We start from the raw sequence: 17,861 nt of genomic DNA, 5'->3' as shown, positions 1-17,861 counted from the left end.
CGAATTACCAAAACTTGCACAAGAGCTACTGGGATCAATGATTCGAACCCGGCCACCGGTTCCGGTCGCACGACTCCCACAGCGAGGTAACGAGTTGGCGTGCGCCTCGCCATGCGTCTGGCCCGCACGCTACTGCTGCGTTGTCTGATCCCACGCTGAGGATGGGCGATGCCATGAATCATATCTACCAGCTGTGCTGGAATCGGTCTCTCAGGCAATGGGTCGTAGCTTCGGAACTCGCGAGACGGCGCGCGGGCAGCGGCGCTTGCCGAACCGGGAAAGGCGTCCGGCGCCTTGTCGCGATCATTCTTGCGGTTGCGCCTTTTGTGTGGGTGGGCGTGGCGTACGCTGCAGGCGGACCCAGCGGCGGCCAGATCGTTTCGGGCACAGGCACAATCCAGCAGTCGGGCTCGACGACCACGATCCAGCAGAGCAGCCAGACGCTGCAGCTGAACTGGCACAGCTTCAACGTGGGTGCGGGCCAGACGGTCGACTTCGTTCAGCCCGGCAGCAGTTCGCTCGCGGTCAACCGCATCCTCGGCAGCACGCCGAGCGCCGTCATGGGCAATCTCAACGCCAACGGCCAGGTGTGGCTCATCAACCCCAATGGTGTGCTGTTCGGGCCATCTGCGCGAGTGAACGTCGGCGGCATTGTGGCCTCCACGCTCGACGTCGACCCGGGCAGCCTCGGCAGCAATAGCCGGCGGTTCAGCGGAAACGGACAGGGCAGCGTCGTCAATCAGGGCACGATTACCGCAGCCGACGGTGGATATGTCGCACTCCTTGGCAATCGCGTATCCAATCAGGGTGTGATCAGCGCACGGCTCGGCACGATCGCGCTGGCGGGAGGAAGCGCGGCAACCCTCACGTTCGACGGTTCCCGGCTCGTTCACATCCAGGTCGATGCGAGCACACTCGATAGTCTGGCTGAGAACCGGCAACTGCTGGTGGCCGACGGCGGACAGGTGATCATGACCGCGGGCGCGAAGGACGCGCTCCTCGCCAGCGCCGTGAACAACACGGGCAAGGTGCGCGCGCAGACCGTGGAGGATCATGAGGGCAAGATCGTGCTGCTAGGTGGCATGGCAGCGGGGCAGGTCAACGTGGGCGGCACGCTGGACGCGAGCGCGCCGAATGGCGGCGACGGCGGCTCGATCGAAACGTCGGCGGCGCATTTCAACATTGCGCCCGACACGCACATCACGGCGGCGGCGCCGTTCGGCCGGGCGGGTACATGGCTCGTCGACCCGACTGACCTGACCATCGACGCCAATGCGGCCAGCCAGATTTCGAGCACGCTGAACGGCGGCACGAACGTCGTCGAACAGACGACGGCAACGGGCACGTCGGGTGCCGGTGTGCAGTCGCCCGGTGCGGGCGACATCAACGTCAACGCGGCCATCAGCTGGACCAATGCTTCCGCGAGCCTGACGCTCCAGGCGCTCAACGCGATCTTCGTGAACGCACACGTGACCGGCGCGGGCGCTGTGACCATGCAGGCGGGCACGGGCAACCTGACGATCGCCTCGGGCGCGTCGGTGATTGGCGGCGCGGGCGTGGTGCTCGCGACGAACGCGAATTTCGTGAACAACGCGGGCAGTTCGGCCGTGAGCACCGGCACCTCCGCGCCCTGGCAGATCTACTCGACCGACCCGCGGCTCGACACTGCCGGCGGTCTCGCGCCTTCGTACATCCAGTACAACGCGCCCTATGGCACGACGCCGGCGGCCTCCGGCAACGGCTTTCTCTATAGCCTCGCGCCGACGATCACGCTGACCGGTCTCACGGGCAGCGTGACCAAGGTCTACGACGGCACGACCACGGCGCACCTGACCAACGCGAATCTGCAGACCACGGGGCTCGTCAACGGCGATGTCGTCGCCAGCGCTACGGGCACCTATGCCACGTCGAATGCGGGCACCGGCATCACCGTGAACTCGCCGACGACGTTCGCGGGCGTCGTCATCAATACGTCGAGCGGCATTCCGGCTTACGGCTACCAGGCGAGGGGCACGGCGTCGGCCGATATCGGCACGATCACGCCCGCGCCGCTCACGGTCAGCATCGTCAACGACCCGACCAAGGTGTATGACGGCACGACCTCGGCCCCGCTCACGGCCAGCAACTACAGCTTCACGGGCTTCGTGGCCGGGCAGGGCGCAAGCGTCAACCAGGCCAGCTCCGTTGCATATGCAAGCGCCGACGCGGGCACGGGCATTGCAGTCAACGCGAGCTTCACGTCGACCAATTTCGTCGCGAATAGCGGCACCAACCTCGCGAACTACACGCTGCCGACCGCCGCCGTGGGAACCGGCACCATTACGCCCGCGCCGCTGCTGATCAGCGGGCTCATCGCCAGCAACAAGGTCTACGACGGCACGCGAGCCGCGACGCTCAACGTGAGCGGCGCGTCGCTCTTTGGCGTCATCAGTTCGGACAACGGGCAGGTCACGCTCGATACGAGCGGCGCAACGGGCGCGTTCGTGACGCCCAACGTCGGCAACAATATTTCCGTGGTGCCTTCGGGCTTCACGCTGACGGGCGCAAAGGCGGCCGACTATCAGATCTCAGTGCCGCTCTATCTTGCCGCCAACATCACGCCGAAGATCGTGACGATCACGGGCGTGACAGCGAATGACAAGGTGTACGACGCCACCACGACAGCCACGCTCAACCTCGGGGGCGCCACGATCACGGGCCTCGTGCCCGCGGACGCCGGTAATGTTTCGCTCTCGACGAGCGCGGCCAAGGGCACGTTTAGCCAATCGAACGTGGGCAACGACCTGGCGGTCTCGGCCAACGGCTTCACGCTCGGCGGATCGGCGGCCGGCAATTACTCGGTGACGGGAGTCACGGGCCTCACCGCGAACATCACGCCCGCGCCGCTCACGATCACCTTCCTCGGCTCCCCGACCAAGGTCTACGACGGCTCGGCCAATGCCACGCTCACGCAGTCGAACTACACGATCTCCGGCTTCGTCGGCGGCCAGAGCGCGACCATCGGCCAGACTTCGGCCATCTACGCCACGGCCAATGCGGGCAACAACATCGCCATCAGCGCGGCGCTCCGGCCTTCGGATTTCGTGCCCGCGACCGGCACGTCGATGTCGAACTACACGTTCCCGTCCACGGTGACCTCGGCGACCGGCATCATCATGCCCGCGCCGGTCGAAGTCGACATCATCAACAACCCGACCAAGGTCTACGACGGCACCGCCACGGCCACGCTCGGCGCAGGCAACTACCAGGTGCTCGGCGCGATACCCGGCGAGTCCATCGCCCTGAGTCCGTTTCCGGCGACGGGCGCCTATGCAACGCCCAACGTCGGCTACCAGGGCGTGAGCACGACGCTCACGACGGGCAATTTCCAGGCGGGTCCGAACACGCTGCTGTCCAACTACGCATTGCCGGCCACCGCCACCGGCATGGGTACGATCGTGCAGCGGCCGATCAACGGACAGCTGTCGGCGTCGATTACCAACAACCCGTCGAAAACCTACGACGGCAACACGATCGCCACGATTCCCGCCAGCGATTTCACGTTCAGCGGATTCGTGGGCACGGACAGCGCGACGGTGTCGCATACCATCACCGGGCAGTACGCGTCGAAGAACGCCGGGCCCCAGGGCGTGACGGCGAACCTCGCGCAGTCCGACCTCACGGCCGGTGCGGGCACGAATCTGAACAACTATTCGTTCCCGATTACGGCGTATGGGGCGGGCACGATTCTTCCGGCCCAGCTAACCGTCACGATCATCGGCAACCCGACCAAGGTCTACAACGGCGACACGATCGCACGCGTGAGCGGCAGCAACTTCCTGATCGGCGGCTTCGTGAGCGGCGAGGGCGCAAGCATCACACCCACCACGCAGTTCAACTACGCGCAGGCCAACGCGGGCACGCGGACCGTGAGCGGGGCGCTCGTGCCCAGCAACTACACGGCCAACAGCGGCACGCTGCTCAGTAATTACCTGCTGCCCACCTCGGCGTCGGGCCTGGGAACCATCACTCCGGCACCGCTCTTCATCATCAATGCCTTCGCGACCAGCAAGGTCTACGACACGACGACCGCCGACAGGCTCGACGTGAGCAGCGCCGCGCTCTCGGGCGTGGTCCCGTCCGACGCCGGCAATGTCACGCTCAATACGTCGACCACCGGCACGTTCGCCCAGTCCAACGTGGGCAACAACATCGCCGTGACGGCCAGCGGGTTCAGCATTTCGGGCAGCGCAGCCGGTAACTACACGCTTCAACCGATTGCCGGGCTCGCCGCGAACATCACGCCCGCGCAACTGATCGTGAACGGCGCCGTGGCGAACAACAAGGTGTACGACAGCACGACCGCCGCCACGATCAACAGCAGCAACGCGAGGCTCTCCGGCGTGCTCGGCAGCGACAACGTCACCCTGTCTTCGGGCAGCGCGGCCGGCCAGTTCGTCACGCCGAATGTGGGCACGAACCTGCAGGTCACCGCGAGCGGCTTCACCCTGAGTGGCGCGCAGGCGGGCAACTACACCGTCCAGCAGCCGCAGAACCTGTTCGCCGACATCACACCGGCGCCGATTGCGGTCACCATCACCGGCAACCCCATCAAGCAGTACGACGGCACGACGTCGGTGGCGCTCGGTGCGTCGGACTTCACCCTTACGGGCTTTGTCGGGAACCAGAGCGCCACGATCACGCAGACTGCGGCCAGCGGGTATTTCTCACCGAACGTGGGCACGCACGTCGGCATCAGCGCGACGCTCGAGCCATCGGACTATACGGCGGCGCTGGGCACGAACCTGTCGAACTACAGCCTGCCGACCCAGGCCACCGGCACGCTCGGCGAGATCACGGCGAAGATCATCAACCTCACTGGCACGCGCGTGTACGACGCCACGACCAACGCCAACGCGAATCTGTTCTCGAGCGCGGGCGTGGTCGCCGGCGTCAACGGCGAGACGCTGACACTCACCGGCACCGGCACGCTGACCAGCAAGAACGTGGGCAATCAGGTGCCGTTCTCGAATCTCGGCACGCTGGCGCTTGGCAATGGCAGCGGCCTCGCGAGCAATTACACGCTCGCGGGCGGCACGGACTGGGTGACCATCACGCCCGCCTTGCTCACGGTGCTCAATACGACCGCACTCGACAAGGTCTACGACGGCACGCGGACGGCGACTTTGCAGAATGCCCTGCTGAGCGGTGTGATCGGCAGCGACAACGTTGCGCTCGGCAACGACGCGACGGGCCTGTTCGACACCAAAAACGTGGGCACGAACAAGCCGGTTTCCACCCAGATGACGATTTCGGGCACGGACGCAAGCAACTACACGCTGATTCAGCCGACCGGCATTTTCGCGAGCATCACGCCGCTGGGCGTGACGATCACGGCCACCGGCATCAACAAGCAGTACGACGGCACGACGACGGCGCAAGTCAATCTGGGCAGTGCCGCCGTGGTGGCGGGCGACCAGGTGACGTTCAGCGATCAGGCGGCCAACTTTTCCCAGTCGGACGTGGGCAACAACCTTGCCGTGCACGTGACCGGCATTTCGGCGAGCGGCGCCGACGCGGCCAACTACACGTTCGCCAACACCACCGCGGACACTACGGCCAACATCACGCCGCGCGTGTTGAGCCTGCAGGGCACGCGGGTCTACGACACCACGGCCAACGCCGCCGCGACCCTGTTCGGCACGAACGGCGTGCTTCAAGGCCAGAACGGCGAGACGCTGACGCTCAGCGGAACCGGCCAGCTGGTGGACAAGAACGTAGGCAACCAAAAGCCATTCGCGACGAACGGCCTGAGCGGCTATACGCTGACCGCCAACGGCACGGCGAAGGCGAGCAACTATACGCTCGTCGGCGGCAACGACTGGGTCACCGTTACGCCCGCCACGCTGAATGTGCTCAACACGGTCGCCCAGAACAAGGTCTACGACGGCAACGCGATTGCGCAGCTGTTGGGCGCCACACTCAGCGGCGTGCTGGGTACGGATACCGTCGCGCTGGGCAACGATACCCAGGGCCAGTTCAACGACAAGAACGTGGGCACAGGCAAGCCGGTGACCACGAGCATGACGATCTCGGGCACCGACGCGGGCAACTACGTGCTCGTGCAGCCCAGCGGCCTCACGGCCAACATCGCGCCGCTTGGCGTCGCGGTGCAAGCCACTGCCAGCAACAAGGTCTACGACGGCACGACCACGGCGACCGTGCAGCTCGGCAGTCCCGGCATCGTGCAGGGCGACCAGGTGACCTTCAGCGATACATCCGCCGATTTCGACACGAAGAACGTTGGCACGGGCAAGCTGGTGACGGTTCTCGGCATCAACGAAACCGGCGCCGACGCCGGCAATTACACGTTCACGAATACGACCGCGACGACCACGGCCAATATCACGCCATATGTGCTGAATCTCACTGGCACGCGCGTGTACGATTCCACGACCAACGCCGCCGCGACCCTGTTCGGCAGCAATGGCTCGCTGACCGGGGTGGCCGGCGAAACGCTCACACTCACCGGCACCGGTACGCTCGCGAGCAAGAACGTGAACGCGCAGCAGGCGTTCGCCGCGAACGGCCTTGCGGGCTTCACGCTCACGGGCAACGGCGCCGCGCTCGCCAGCAACTACACGTTCGCGGGCGGCACCGACTGGGTCAACATCACGCGGGCGACGCTCACCGTCAACGGCACCTCGGTGAACACGAAGGTCTACGACGCAACCACGAACGCCACGTTGAGCGGCGCAACGCTCGCTGGCGTGTTCGCGGGCGACAACGTGACGCTCGGCAACGACACGACGGGCACGTTCGCGGACAAGAACGTGGGCACCAGCAAGCCCGTCACGGCCGCGACGATGACCATCAGCGGCACCGATGCCGGCAACTACGTGCTGACGCAGCCCACCGGCTTGACAGGCGACATCACGGCGCGGCCCATCGTCGTGAGCGCGACCGCGCAAAACAAAACCTACGACGGCACGACCGCCGCGACCGCGACGATAGGCAGCAACGGCGTGCTGGCGGGCGACACCGTGAGTTTCGGCTTCGGCGGCGCGAACTTCGCCACGCCGAACGCGGGCAACGGCATCGTCGTCACGGTGAACGGCATCACCGCGAGCGGCGCGGACGCAACGAACTACACATACAACGCCGTCGCGTTGACGGCGGCGAACATTCTGCCCGTCGTGCTGAACCTCACCGGCTCGCGCACATACGATGGCACTACGGGCGCCGCTGCCAGCCTGTTCGGCAACAATGGCACGCTGACAGGCGTGAACGGCGAAACGCTCACGCTCTCCGGCACGGGCACGCTCTCCACGAAGAACGCGGGTTCGCAGGTGCCGTTCGCGGCCAACGGCCTCTCGGGCTTCACACTTACGGGCAACGGCACCGCACTGGCCAGCAACTACACGTTCACGGGCGGCACCGACTGGGTGACCATCAACCCGCTTGCCGTCACGGTCAGCGCGACGGCACAAAGCCGCTATTACAACGGCACGACCGCGGCCACGGCGACCATCACGCCGACGGGCGTGCTGGCGGGCGACACCGTCAATTTTGGCTTCAGTAGTGCGAACTTCTCCACGCCGAACGCGGGGAGCGGCATTCCGGTCACGGTAAGCGGCATCACGGCGAGCGGCGCGGATGCGGGCAACTACACGTACAACGCTACCGCGACGGCCGCCGCGGACATCCTGCCGTACATCCTGACCCTGCAGGGTACGCGCGTGTACGACGGCACGACGGGCGCTGCCGCGAGTCTGTTCGGCAATAACGGCGTGCTCACGGGCGTGAACGGCGAGACGCTCGCGCTCTCCGGCACCGGTACGCTCGCGAGCAAGAACGTGAATGCGCAGCAGCCGTTCGCGGCGAACGGCATCACGGGCTACACGCTCACCGGCAACAACGGCGCGCTGGGAAGCAACTACACGCTCGGCAACGGCGTTGGCGACTGGGTCAACATCACGCCGAAGCCGGTAACGATCACGGCCGTAGGCGAGAACAAGGTCTACGACGGCACCACGACCGCGCAACTCAGCAGCTTCACCGTGAATGGCCTCGTGGCGGGCGACAACGCGTCGGTGGGCTACAACTCGGCGGATTTCGCCACGGCTAACGTGGGGACGGCGATTCCCATCACCGTGGGTCTCTACGGCAATGGCACGGACATCAGCAACTATACGTTCGGGAGCAGGGTCGTCACGACGAGCGCGGACATCACCCCGCGCGCGCTGACGATCACGGCCAGCGCGCAGAACAAGACGTATGACGCCACCACCACGGCGGTGCTCAACGGCTTGACCGTGAGCGGCCTCGTTGCAGGCGACTCGGCCACCTTCAAGGCCGGCAGCGCGAACTTCGCCACACCGAACGCGGGCAACGGCATCCCGGTCAACGTGGCGGGCATTACGGGAACGGGCAGCGATCTCAGCAACTACACGTACAACACTTCGGCTTTGACGACGGCGGACATTCTTCCGTTTGTGCTGAATCTCAACGGCAGCCGCGTCTATGACGGCACGAACCAGGCCAGCGCGAGCCTCTTCGGCAATGGCGGGCAACTGACGGGCGTGGCCGGCCAGACGCTCACGCTTTCGGGCACGGGCACGCTCTCGAGCCGCAACGCCGGACAGCAGCAGCCGTTTGCAGCGGGCGGACTTTCCGGCTACACGCTCAGCGCCAACGGCGCTGCGCTTGCGAGCAACTACACGCTGTCAGGCGGCGTGGACTGGGTCACCATCACGCCGCTCGCCGTCACCGTGACCGCGACGGGCACGAGCAAGACCTACGACGGCACGCGCACTGCCTCGGTTGGCCTCGCGAGCAACGGGATCCTGAGCGGCGACAGCGTGAGCTTCAGCGCGCAGTCGGCGAATTTCGTCACGCCAAATGCCGGCGGCGGCATTCCCATCCTCGTGACGGGCATCGCGGGCAGCGGTGCGGACGCCGGCAACTATACGTTCAATCCGGTGGCGACCACGTCGGCCAACATCACGCCTGTTGTGCTCGATCTCACGGGCAGCCGCGTGTACGACGCGAGCACCGGCGCATCGGCGAGCCTGTTCGGCGCGAATGGCGTGGTCCAGGGCGTGAATGGCGAGACGCTCACGCTTTCCGGCAGCGGAACGCTCTCTACGAAGAACGTCGGCAACCAGATCGCATTCGCGCCCGGCGGGCTCGGCGGCTACACGCTGACCGGCAGCGGCGCGGCGCTTGCCGGCAACTACACGCTGGCGGGCGGCGTGGACTGGGTGACGGTCACGCCCGCGCCGCTCATCGTGGTGGGCACGCACGCGAGCAACCGGACCTATGACGGCACCGTGCTCGACGCGCTCTCGGGCGCGACGCTTTCCGGCGTGCTCGGGCGCGACAGCGTGACGCTCGACAACGGTTCCGTGGGGTATTTCAACAATCCGGCTGTCGGCTTCAACAAGCCGGTAGGCACGGCGATGACTGCCAGCGGCGCCGACTCGGGCAACTACGTGCTCGTGCAGCCAACCGGCCTCACCGCCGACATCATCGCGCCGGTTGCGCCGGTGCCTACGGGCACGCTCACGAGCGTCCAGGCGCCGCTCGCGGCGAACGACGTGACGACGCCATACGGCACCGCTGCCGACAGCGCGCAGGGCAGCTATGCGGGCAACCAGAAGCAGGAAGACCACCCCAATGAGCGCAATCTGGCGCGCGCGGACTTCCATCCGGGCATCGCGCTCACCGTGCTCAACGGCGGGGTCCGGCTGCCATCGAATTGAGCCCTCCGGGTGGAGGAGAAGAACAACGCACGCGCGCAAGCGCCCCACGGCACCTTCATACCATGATCGAGATTCGCTCGAAGCGCCTGTGCAGAACACGAATCAGTCTTGCCGTCGCGCTCACGGCGACGGCGCTTGCCGCGCACGGGCAAGTGCGGGTGCCGACGCCGCCGAATAGCGGCCAGTTGCTCCAGCAGGCGCCGCAGCCCACGTTTCAGCCGCCGCCCTCGAACCTCGACCTCACGATCCAGCAGCCGAAGGGCGCGCCGGCGGACAACACGAAGACGTTTCCCGTGCGCCAGATCGAGATCACCGGCAACACGGAGCTGCCCACCGACATGCTGCACGCGATAGTGGCGCCGAGCGAAGGAAAGAACCTCACGTTGAGCGACCTGAACGCGCTCGCTGACCAGATCAGCGACGTGTATCACGAGCACGGCTACCCGCTCGCCACCGCCTATGTGCCTGCGCAGACCATCGAGAACGGTGTCGTGCGGATCGACGTGGCCGAAGCGCGCTACGGCGCCGTCTCGCTGAACAACCAGAGCCAGGTGTCGGACCGCGTGCTGCACAATACGCTCGCGGCGTTGCAGTCGGGCCAGCCGGTCAGCGAGTTCGAACTGGAGCGCACGCTGCTGCTCATGCAGGACATTCCGGGCGCGCAGGTGAGCTCGACGCTTCGGCCTGGGCAGCAGGTGGGCACGTCCGATCTGCTCGTCGACGTGACGCCCCAGCAGCGCGTGACCGGCGACGCTGGCGTGGACAACTTCGGCGACCCCTATAGCGGGCGCGTGCGCGGCAGCGGCAGCCTGAACATCAACGGCCCGTTCAACCAGGGCGACCTGCTCGACTTCAGTGCGCTGACAACAGGCCCAGGCATGACCTACGGCCGCATGGACTACCGCTACCTGCTCAACGGCCAGGGCACGACGCTCGGGGCCACGGTGTCGGGACTCAACTACCATCTGCGCAACGATCTCTCCGATCTGGAAGCGCACGGTTCGGCATTCGTTGGCGGCGTGGTGCTGGCGCAGCCGTTGATCCGCAATACGCGGGGCAACCTCTACGGGCAGATCGAATATGACTTCCGCAGGCTGAACGACAACATCGATATCATCGGACTCCAGAACGATCGCCACACGAACAGCGTGACCAGCACGCTCGCGGGCGACCAGCTCGACTCGATGGGCGTGAGCAATGCGCGCCTCGCGTTGACCTACGGCGTGCTCGCGGCGAACAACCTGCAGACCGACATCATCGACCAGCTCGGCGCGGACACAGCGGGCCATTACGTCAAGCTCGCGCTGTCGCTGTCGCGCCTGCAGCAGTTCACGCACAGCGATGCGCTGTACTTCGGCTTCTCCGGGCAGACGTCCAGCAAAAACCTCGACACCTCCGAGCAGTTCTACCTCGGCGGACCCGATAGCGTGCGCGGCTACGACGTTGGCGTGCTGTCCGGCTCGCGGGGCTATCTGGCCACGGTCGAATACCGGCACGACGCCGCGTTCCAGAACATACCGGGCATCTGGCAATTTTCCGTCTTCGTCGATACGGGGTGGGTGCAGCAGTACAAGAACCCGTTCGTTCCCGGACCCAACACCGGCCAGTTGAGCAGCGCCGGCTTTGGCGTGCAATGGAACGGCCCCTACAAGCTTTTGCTGAGCGGCAGTGTGGCTTTCCCGTTCGGCCGCACGCCGGAAATACTCAGCGCGAACGCCAACACTTCCGTGCACTGCTGGGTGCAATTGCGCAAGGCATTCTAGACCCAGGGTAGTGAAGCGCGCCGCGCGAAGCGGCGCGGCGTCGCTATGAACGGCCAGAAGAGTGGGAGGTGGGCAGCGGGCCGAGGAACATCGTTTTGAGCCGGTTCTTGCCGAGTGCCCGTGCCAGCTCCGCGATCAAGCAGTAGTTGAAGATCAGCGTCACCAGCAGGATCTGGATCGCCCAGAAGCGCGGCCAGCTGATATGCGTGATCAGTTCGTGGTTGGCGGCAGCGAAACTGCCGGCTTCTTTCCAGAAGTCGTAGAGCCGCTCCAGATAATGAATGCCGAGCGCGACGAGCGCGTACATCAGCGTTTTCCAGGAGACGTTCCAGATGAGCGGTTTGTCGGGAAAGCGGTTGATGAAGGGCAGCATGTCCGCGAGCAGCACGGACTTGCCGAGTATGAGCGACGAGATCAGCACCGACACCGAGGTAGGCAACGCGATGCCGGTCTCCTTGACCATCAGTGAACGGATCAGCGCGACGATGTGGAGAATGACGAAGAAGAAGATCGTTGGCGGCAAGACCTTCTTGAACTCTTCCTTTACCTTTTCCATCAGCGAGGTCATGGGGTCCTCCAGTCATGGGCGATGTCCGCGAGGGCACCGCCCGCGGGCGGATGTTCCCGGGGCGGCGCAAGAATCCCGCGTGTACGCGTTACGCTGATGGAAACGGCGAGGCACGTCAATACGGCGCGTTGACGACGACGTACTGCGCCCCCTGCGGCTGGTACCACGTGCTGCCGCATTGCTGGTACACCATGCCGCCATAGTTCACCGGCACGCAGCTGGGAGGCACCGAGCGGACGATGGAGCCGACCACTGCGGACGTCACGCCCACGGCGGCGGTGACGGCGGCCGCCGTGGCGACCGGGTGGTAGTCGTCGTCCCAGCCGCCGTGATGGTAATCGTTGTGCACGTCCACATTGACGTTGCGATTCACGTTGACATTGCGATTCGCGTTGACGTTGTTCACGCTCGTGTTTCGGACGTTGCGCGTACGTGCGTCGGCGTGCACGTTGTTGACGGGAGGATGATTGGCGCGTGCACCGCCACCGCCGCCTTGGTGCATGCCACCGCCTTGATGCATGCCGCCGCCGCCGCCCGGGTGCACGCCACCACCACCGCCGCCCCTAAAGGCGTTTGCGGAAGGCGGCACCGTGAGGGCAGCGCAGGCAGCGAGCACGACGGGAAGGAGCCGGGCGGGATTTCGCATGAGTGTGGTCTTCATGGGCCTACCCCTTGTTCTTGACCGGAACGATCTCGATCTTCTTCGCGCCAGCAGGCGGATGGAACGAGAACGTAGCGTCGTTGAAGGTGGCGTGCGTCGTCCAGTCGATGACCGAAACGGACTGCGGGCGTGCATCGTCGTCGCGGCGCGTGATCACGATCTTGCGCGGCAGTGGACTTTCACCTGCCTTTATCCAGACCTGCCAGTCAATATCCTTCTGGCGGAATGCATAGTGATTGCAGAGGTCTGAATCGATATAGTCCTGGCCCGCGAACATGGCGGATTCGAACTGGTCAGCCGGCGCATCCGGCGTTCCCCAGATGAACAGGTCGGCCAGCGGGAATTCCACACCGTAGTTCTCGCGCAGTTTGTCGATCAATGCGGAGATGGTGCCCTCGAACGCGACGCTCGAGTAGTACTTCTGCGCTGGCGAAAAAAGCGTGACCGTCTTGCCGTCGAAGATGATCTCGCGCTGGCTTCGTGCGCTGGACATGAGCGCGCGTATGCGGTGCGGCCGGTCGACGTCGAGGTCCGCCGTTGCCGTGTGCTGCAGCTTCTGGCCGTCTTCCAGCACGCGTTCACCGGTCAGTTCGGTCGAAACGCTGAAGCGTTTGAGCGACTGGAGGTAGGTACCCATCCTCTTGAGCGCCTCGACCGCCGCGGGGTCGACCGGATTGGCGACGCTGCTTGCCGCGACCGGAGCGGAAGCCTGTGCGAAAGCCTCTGGTGCAACGAGTGTCGCGGCCAGTACAGCTATGCATATAACCCTTCTCTTCATCGTGTTCTCCCGGCGTATGCGCGAGAAGCCGCAGAAACGTGAAAGCATCTTTTGATAGGTGATTTTGCAGGCGCTTTTGCAGCATCGGGCTGCGCGCTTGCAATGCCTAATGTAATGGCCGGGATCGCGAAACGGAAGGCTTCTGCCCGATATTGCCCAAAGGGGAAATGGGATTGCCCCAAGTCCCTATGTTGCGACTCGCGTAACGGCGCAATGCTCTACGAAAGGGCGGCGGTTTGTGCATGCGCCGTAGATGAGGCGGCGATGCTCCTCCCTCATTCATGTCCTTTTCTGATCATGCATCGAGGCGAAGGATTGCATAGGATTGCAATGTAATCGAACGCTGCCAACGCGGCAGTTCAGGCTTGCATCTCTGCTGCTGCCCGTAGGTGGAACACGTCTGTCTGGACTCCCTATGGCGTTGCGCGCGTCTGGGCAAGACTCGATGTACTGGTGAAGTGGGTGTCGTATGAACGGGAAGCGGCACATGATCGTGATCGTGGAAGACGATGCCGGGTTGCGGCGCGCGCTCGAGCGGCTGCTTCGGTATTCGGGCTTTCGCACGCGATCGTTTCGCAGCGCCGAGGACGCCAACATATTCGAATTCGCTTCCATGGCGCGCTGCCTCGTCATCGATGTTCAACTGCCGGGTCTATCAGGGCCGGCGTTCTACGACACGCTGCATTCGCCGCGCCCGCCCGCAGTGTTCATGACCGCATATGACGGCGTGCGCCCGCGCGGCGCCATGGAAAGTACCGGTGCGCACGCGCTGTTGACCAAGCCGTTCTCGGGCAAGGCGCTGGTCGAGGCGATTGGCAACGCGACCGCAAGCGCGCGATGATTGCTCCAATCGCTCGTTTCCCCTTCGTCGCGAGTCTTCAGCACGACTCGTACCGTACTGTTGAGCGCATCGATGTCCTGCTGATCGAGGCGGCCGCCCGGTGCGTGCTCAGGAAAGCCGGCGCTTGCAGGCCAGACCGGTGATGCACCAACGCACCTAGCGGAGCGAGCAGGCGATTGCGGGCAATGCTTCCGATTAAGTCGTGGCACGACATGTCCATTTCCAATAACCGAAGCGCATCCTGGCCTGAACGGGGCGGCACTCGTGCGCATTTTCCGTTCCCAGCCTGATAGTTTTCGTATTGCAATGGGGCTGCCATTGGGCGTTCGGGAAATGAACTCACCCTTTCGGTTGACCCCTATTGACACTGCGCATTATTCCGGTGTCTGAACAGGGAAATAATACCGATCATCAAAACAATAACCCCCGGCAAGTTAAAGTTTCCTCATCAATGGGCGAAAGCGCGGGCGGCACCAATCGCGCAAGGTTTGTAAAAAATTGCTATAAATCAATATAACTTAGACGCATTCAAGCAGCGAGTTGCGGCGATAGCCCACTGCATGGCCGGTACGGGAACCCGGGATATCCTCGCCTTGCTTTGCGAACGACGGAGAAAATCGTGATTGAGCCTGGGCAGATGGTGATTCACATTATTGACGACGATGCAGCAATGCGCACCGCATTAACCCGGCTTCTAAGGAGCGCCGGATTCGAGGCGCGCGTTTATGCCTCCGCCGGAGACTTTCTGGTGAGCGTGCAGGACGATCGCCCCGGCTGCATTTTGCTGGACCTCGAACTGGGCGGACCGAACGGCCTGGAACTGCAGCAGGCGTTGCTTCGCGACTCGCGGGCGTTGCCCATCGTCTTCATGAGTGCGTACAGCGACGTGCCGCGTACCGTGAAAGCGATGAAGGCAGGCGCCGTCGATTTCCTGCTCAAGCCGTTCGAGCGCCAGGCGCTGTTCGACGCGATCGACGCGGCGTTGAAAGCTTGCACGGTACAGGAGGCGCCTGAACGGCACGCGGCATCGATGCAGTTGGCGGATCGGGAGCAAGTCGTGCTGCGCGGCATCGTCGCCGGACTGCGAAACAAGCAGATCGCTGCGCAACTCGGATTGTCCGAACGGACCATCAAGTCGTGCCGCGCCGACCTCATGCGCAAGGTTGGCGCGACTTCACTGGCCGAATTGCTGCGCCGCACGGAATCGATGGTCAGTGTGCCCGCATAGAAGCATGGGTTGCACCTGAAAGTTATGGCATTGCAGGTTCGGCAGTTGGCGTTCGATGCGCGTCTTTAGCAAGAGAGCCTCTGCAATTTAGTTATTCCGGATATTTAGCATTTTCGGTACTTCATATGACTAAATGTTCGACATTTCCGCGCGGTCCAATGAGCGAATGGCTAGCAAACATTTAATTGAGAAAATTCCGACGACAGAGGCGGGTTGAAATCGAATTGACCATGGAATATGCGCGGCGCGTCAACGATTCATTTAATGCAGGCTCTTATAATGCGCGCCGCAGCCATGGCGTCCGTGCGCGGCGAACTGGCAGGCTATTGGGAGACACTGCCAATTTAGGCGAATTGATCCGCAGGTACTTTGTTCTATTGCTGATGCTCGCGGCGTCGGGCGCCGTCGCGTCCGAGACGCCGCGCGTCGTCCTGCTCAGCGGCACGGACCCCATCCAGCCTGCCGCGCTCGTGCAGATTCGCGCCGTGCGCGGCATACTCGACGACTTCTCTTCGCAACGCGCCGAAGTCTTTCTGGATTCGATTGACGGATTCCGTTTCGACAACGAGGACTTGACTGCCGAATTTCTCGCGTTGATGCGCAAAAAGTATGCTCGTCAGCATATCGACCTTGTCATCGCGATCGGTGATCGGGCCGCGTCCTTCGCGCTGAAGCACGGTGCCGACATCTGGCCCGGGGCGTCCGTTTTGATCTCCAGCGTCCCGTCTGAATGGCTGCGCACGGTGCAACTGCCCCGCGGGTATGCCGTCGTACCGTTCCAGATCGACATCGATGGGACGCTCAGGATCATCGAGCGCCTGCAACCGCATGCCCACCATCTTGTCGTCGTAGGTGGCGTCGCGCAATACGATTTAATGCTCACGGACCGCGCCGTGAAGGCAGCCCGCGAAAGGACGGGCCGCTGGACCCAGGTGGAACGCTGGGATGGCCTGCCGCCCGCCGAGTTGGAGCGGCGGCTCGCCACTCTCGACAACGACACCGCGGTGCTCTACACGACGACATACCGCGACCGGGATGGACAACGCTATTTTCCGTCTCAACTGATAGCGCCGATGGCGCAGGCGTCGCACGCGCCCATTTATGGCTGGTATTCGACCTACGTCGAGAGAGGCGCGACGGGCGGCGCTGTCTATGATTTCGCGGAAAACGGGCGCGCAACGGGAATGGCGGCGGTGGAAATTCTGCGTCGGGGCGGTAATGTTGACGGTCTCACGTTTCCTGAACTCAAGGCGCGCTGCACGGTGAGTGCCACGCAACTGGAGCGCTTTGGCCTGTCCGCGGACCGATTGCCGTCAGGCTGCGAATTGACGGATTTGCCGCCGTCCATCTATCGGGAGTACCGGGGCACTGTGTTGACCGCGCTGGCCGTGCTCGTTGCACAGTTGCTCACGATCATCGCGTTACTGGCGCAGCGGCGGCAGCGGCGCCTCGCACAAGCCGAAGCGCTCGCGCGGCGCGGCGAGCTTGCTCGCGCCGCGCGTTTTGCCACCGTGGGCGAGCTGAGTGCGTCGATCGCGCACGAGGTGGGGCAGCCGCTCAGCGCGATTCTGAGCAACGCGGATGCCGCCGATCTGATCATCAAGTCGAAGCGGCTCGATATCGACGAACTGCGGGAGATTCTGGCGGACGTGCGGCGCGATGCCCTGCGCGCCAACGATGTGATCCGGCGCTTGCGGGCGTTGTTGCAGAAGCAGAGCCTTGAGACCAGCGTCGTTCGTCTCGACGAAACGTTGCAGCAGTCGCTTTCGTTGATCGAGCCGGAGGCACGCCGACGCGGTATACGCGTCGAGTCCAGGTTCGCCGGGGGCGATGGCGAAGTCATAGGCGACTCCGTTCAGTTGCAGCAGGTACTGCTCAATCTCGCGATCAATGCCATGGATGCGATGGAAGAGGTTGCGCTGGCGCGCCGCGTGCTGTCCATTTCCACGCAGCCGGTTGCATCCGGAATCGAACTCGCGATCGAAGACCGTGGTTGCGGCTTTTCGAGCGACTCCGGGCAGCGGCTCTTCGAGCCGTTCTACACGACGAAGCCACACGGAATGGGTCTTGGGCTCACGATCGTCCGCTCGATCGTCGAGGCACACCGTGGGCGCGTGACCGCGACGTTGCGCGAAGGCGGGGGTACACGTTTCGCGGTATGGCTTCCCGTCGTGCAAGGGCGTGCTGCTAGCGCTCACGCGGGCGTCGGCGCCGCGCAGTCTGTGGCAGCGTCCGTTCAATCGACTGCGGATGCCGCGAGCCAGAGGACCGTGTCTTGA

Annotated in this window: 9 protein-coding genes; 5 read left to right on the top strand and 4 right to left on the bottom strand. The window is 64.1% G+C overall.

What is annotated here, in order from left to right:
* Positions 1–173 precede the first annotated feature (173 nt).
* Positions 174–9,743, top strand: coding sequence for a YDG domain-containing protein (locus tag L0U83_RS19970; RefSeq protein ID WP_233885688.1), 9,570 nt, complete (start codon positions 174–176; stop codon positions 9,741–9,743).
* 62 nt (positions 9,744–9,805) lie between these two features.
* Entirely contained in the window at positions 9,806–11,506 is a 1,701-nt protein-coding gene (locus L0U83_RS19965) for a ShlB/FhaC/HecB family hemolysin secretion/activation protein (RefSeq protein WP_233885687.1), read from the top strand.
* 43 nt (positions 11,507–11,549) lie between these two features.
* Here the strand turns inward: L0U83_RS19965 and L0U83_RS19960 are convergent, their stop codons facing one another.
* The 3 genes from L0U83_RS19960 to L0U83_RS19950 all read right to left on the bottom strand — a co-directional run bounded on the left by L0U83_RS19960 (position 11,550) and on the right by L0U83_RS19950 (position 13,513).
* Positions 11,550–12,074 (bottom strand): hypothetical protein, encoded by a 525-nt coding sequence (locus tag L0U83_RS19960; protein WP_233885686.1) that lies wholly within the window; start codon positions 12,072–12,074, stop codon positions 11,550–11,552.
* A gap of 115 nt (positions 12,075–12,189) precedes the next feature.
* Complete coding sequence (locus tag L0U83_RS19955; protein WP_233885685.1) at positions 12,190–12,735, bottom strand: hypothetical protein; 546 nt, start codon at positions 12,733–12,735, stop codon at positions 12,190–12,192.
* A gap of 4 nt (positions 12,736–12,739) precedes the next feature.
* On the bottom strand, positions 12,740–13,513 hold the full coding sequence (locus L0U83_RS19950; protein WP_233885684.1) for a DUF2092 domain-containing protein: 774 nt from the start codon (positions 13,511–13,513) through the stop codon (positions 12,740–12,742).
* Positions 13,514–14,000: 487 nt separating this feature from the next.
* Here L0U83_RS19950 and L0U83_RS19945 point away from each other — a divergent pair, with 487 nt between their 5' ends.
* Entirely contained in the window at positions 14,001–14,354 is a 354-nt protein-coding gene (locus L0U83_RS19945) for a response regulator (protein WP_233885683.1), read from the top strand.
* Positions 14,355–14,991: 637 nt separating this feature from the next.
* Positions 14,992–15,582, top strand: coding sequence for a response regulator transcription factor (locus L0U83_RS19940; protein ID WP_267939462.1), 591 nt, complete (start codon positions 14,992–14,994; stop codon positions 15,580–15,582).
* Positions 15,583–15,956: 374 nt separating this feature from the next.
* Here L0U83_RS19940 and L0U83_RS19935 read toward each other — a convergent pair whose 3' ends face one another.
* The gene (locus tag L0U83_RS19935; RefSeq protein WP_233885681.1) at positions 15,957–16,448 is read right to left on the bottom strand and encodes a hypothetical protein; all 492 of its coding nucleotides are present in this window, start codon (positions 16,446–16,448) and stop codon (positions 15,957–15,959) included.
* Positions 16,449–16,475: 27 nt separating this feature from the next.
* Here L0U83_RS19935 and L0U83_RS19930 point away from each other — a divergent pair, with 27 nt between their 5' ends.
* Positions 16,476–17,861, top strand: a complete 1,386-nt coding sequence (locus L0U83_RS19930; RefSeq protein WP_233885680.1) for an ATP-binding protein — start codon at positions 16,476–16,478, stop codon at positions 17,859–17,861.

The sequence above is a fragment of the Paraburkholderia flagellata genome (assembly GCF_021390645.1).
Lineage (GTDB): Bacteria > Pseudomonadota > Gammaproteobacteria > Burkholderiales > Burkholderiaceae > Paraburkholderia > Paraburkholderia flagellata.
The sequence above is the reverse complement of the archived record's forward strand: the minus strand, read 5'-3'. Positions and strand labels throughout refer to the sequence as shown.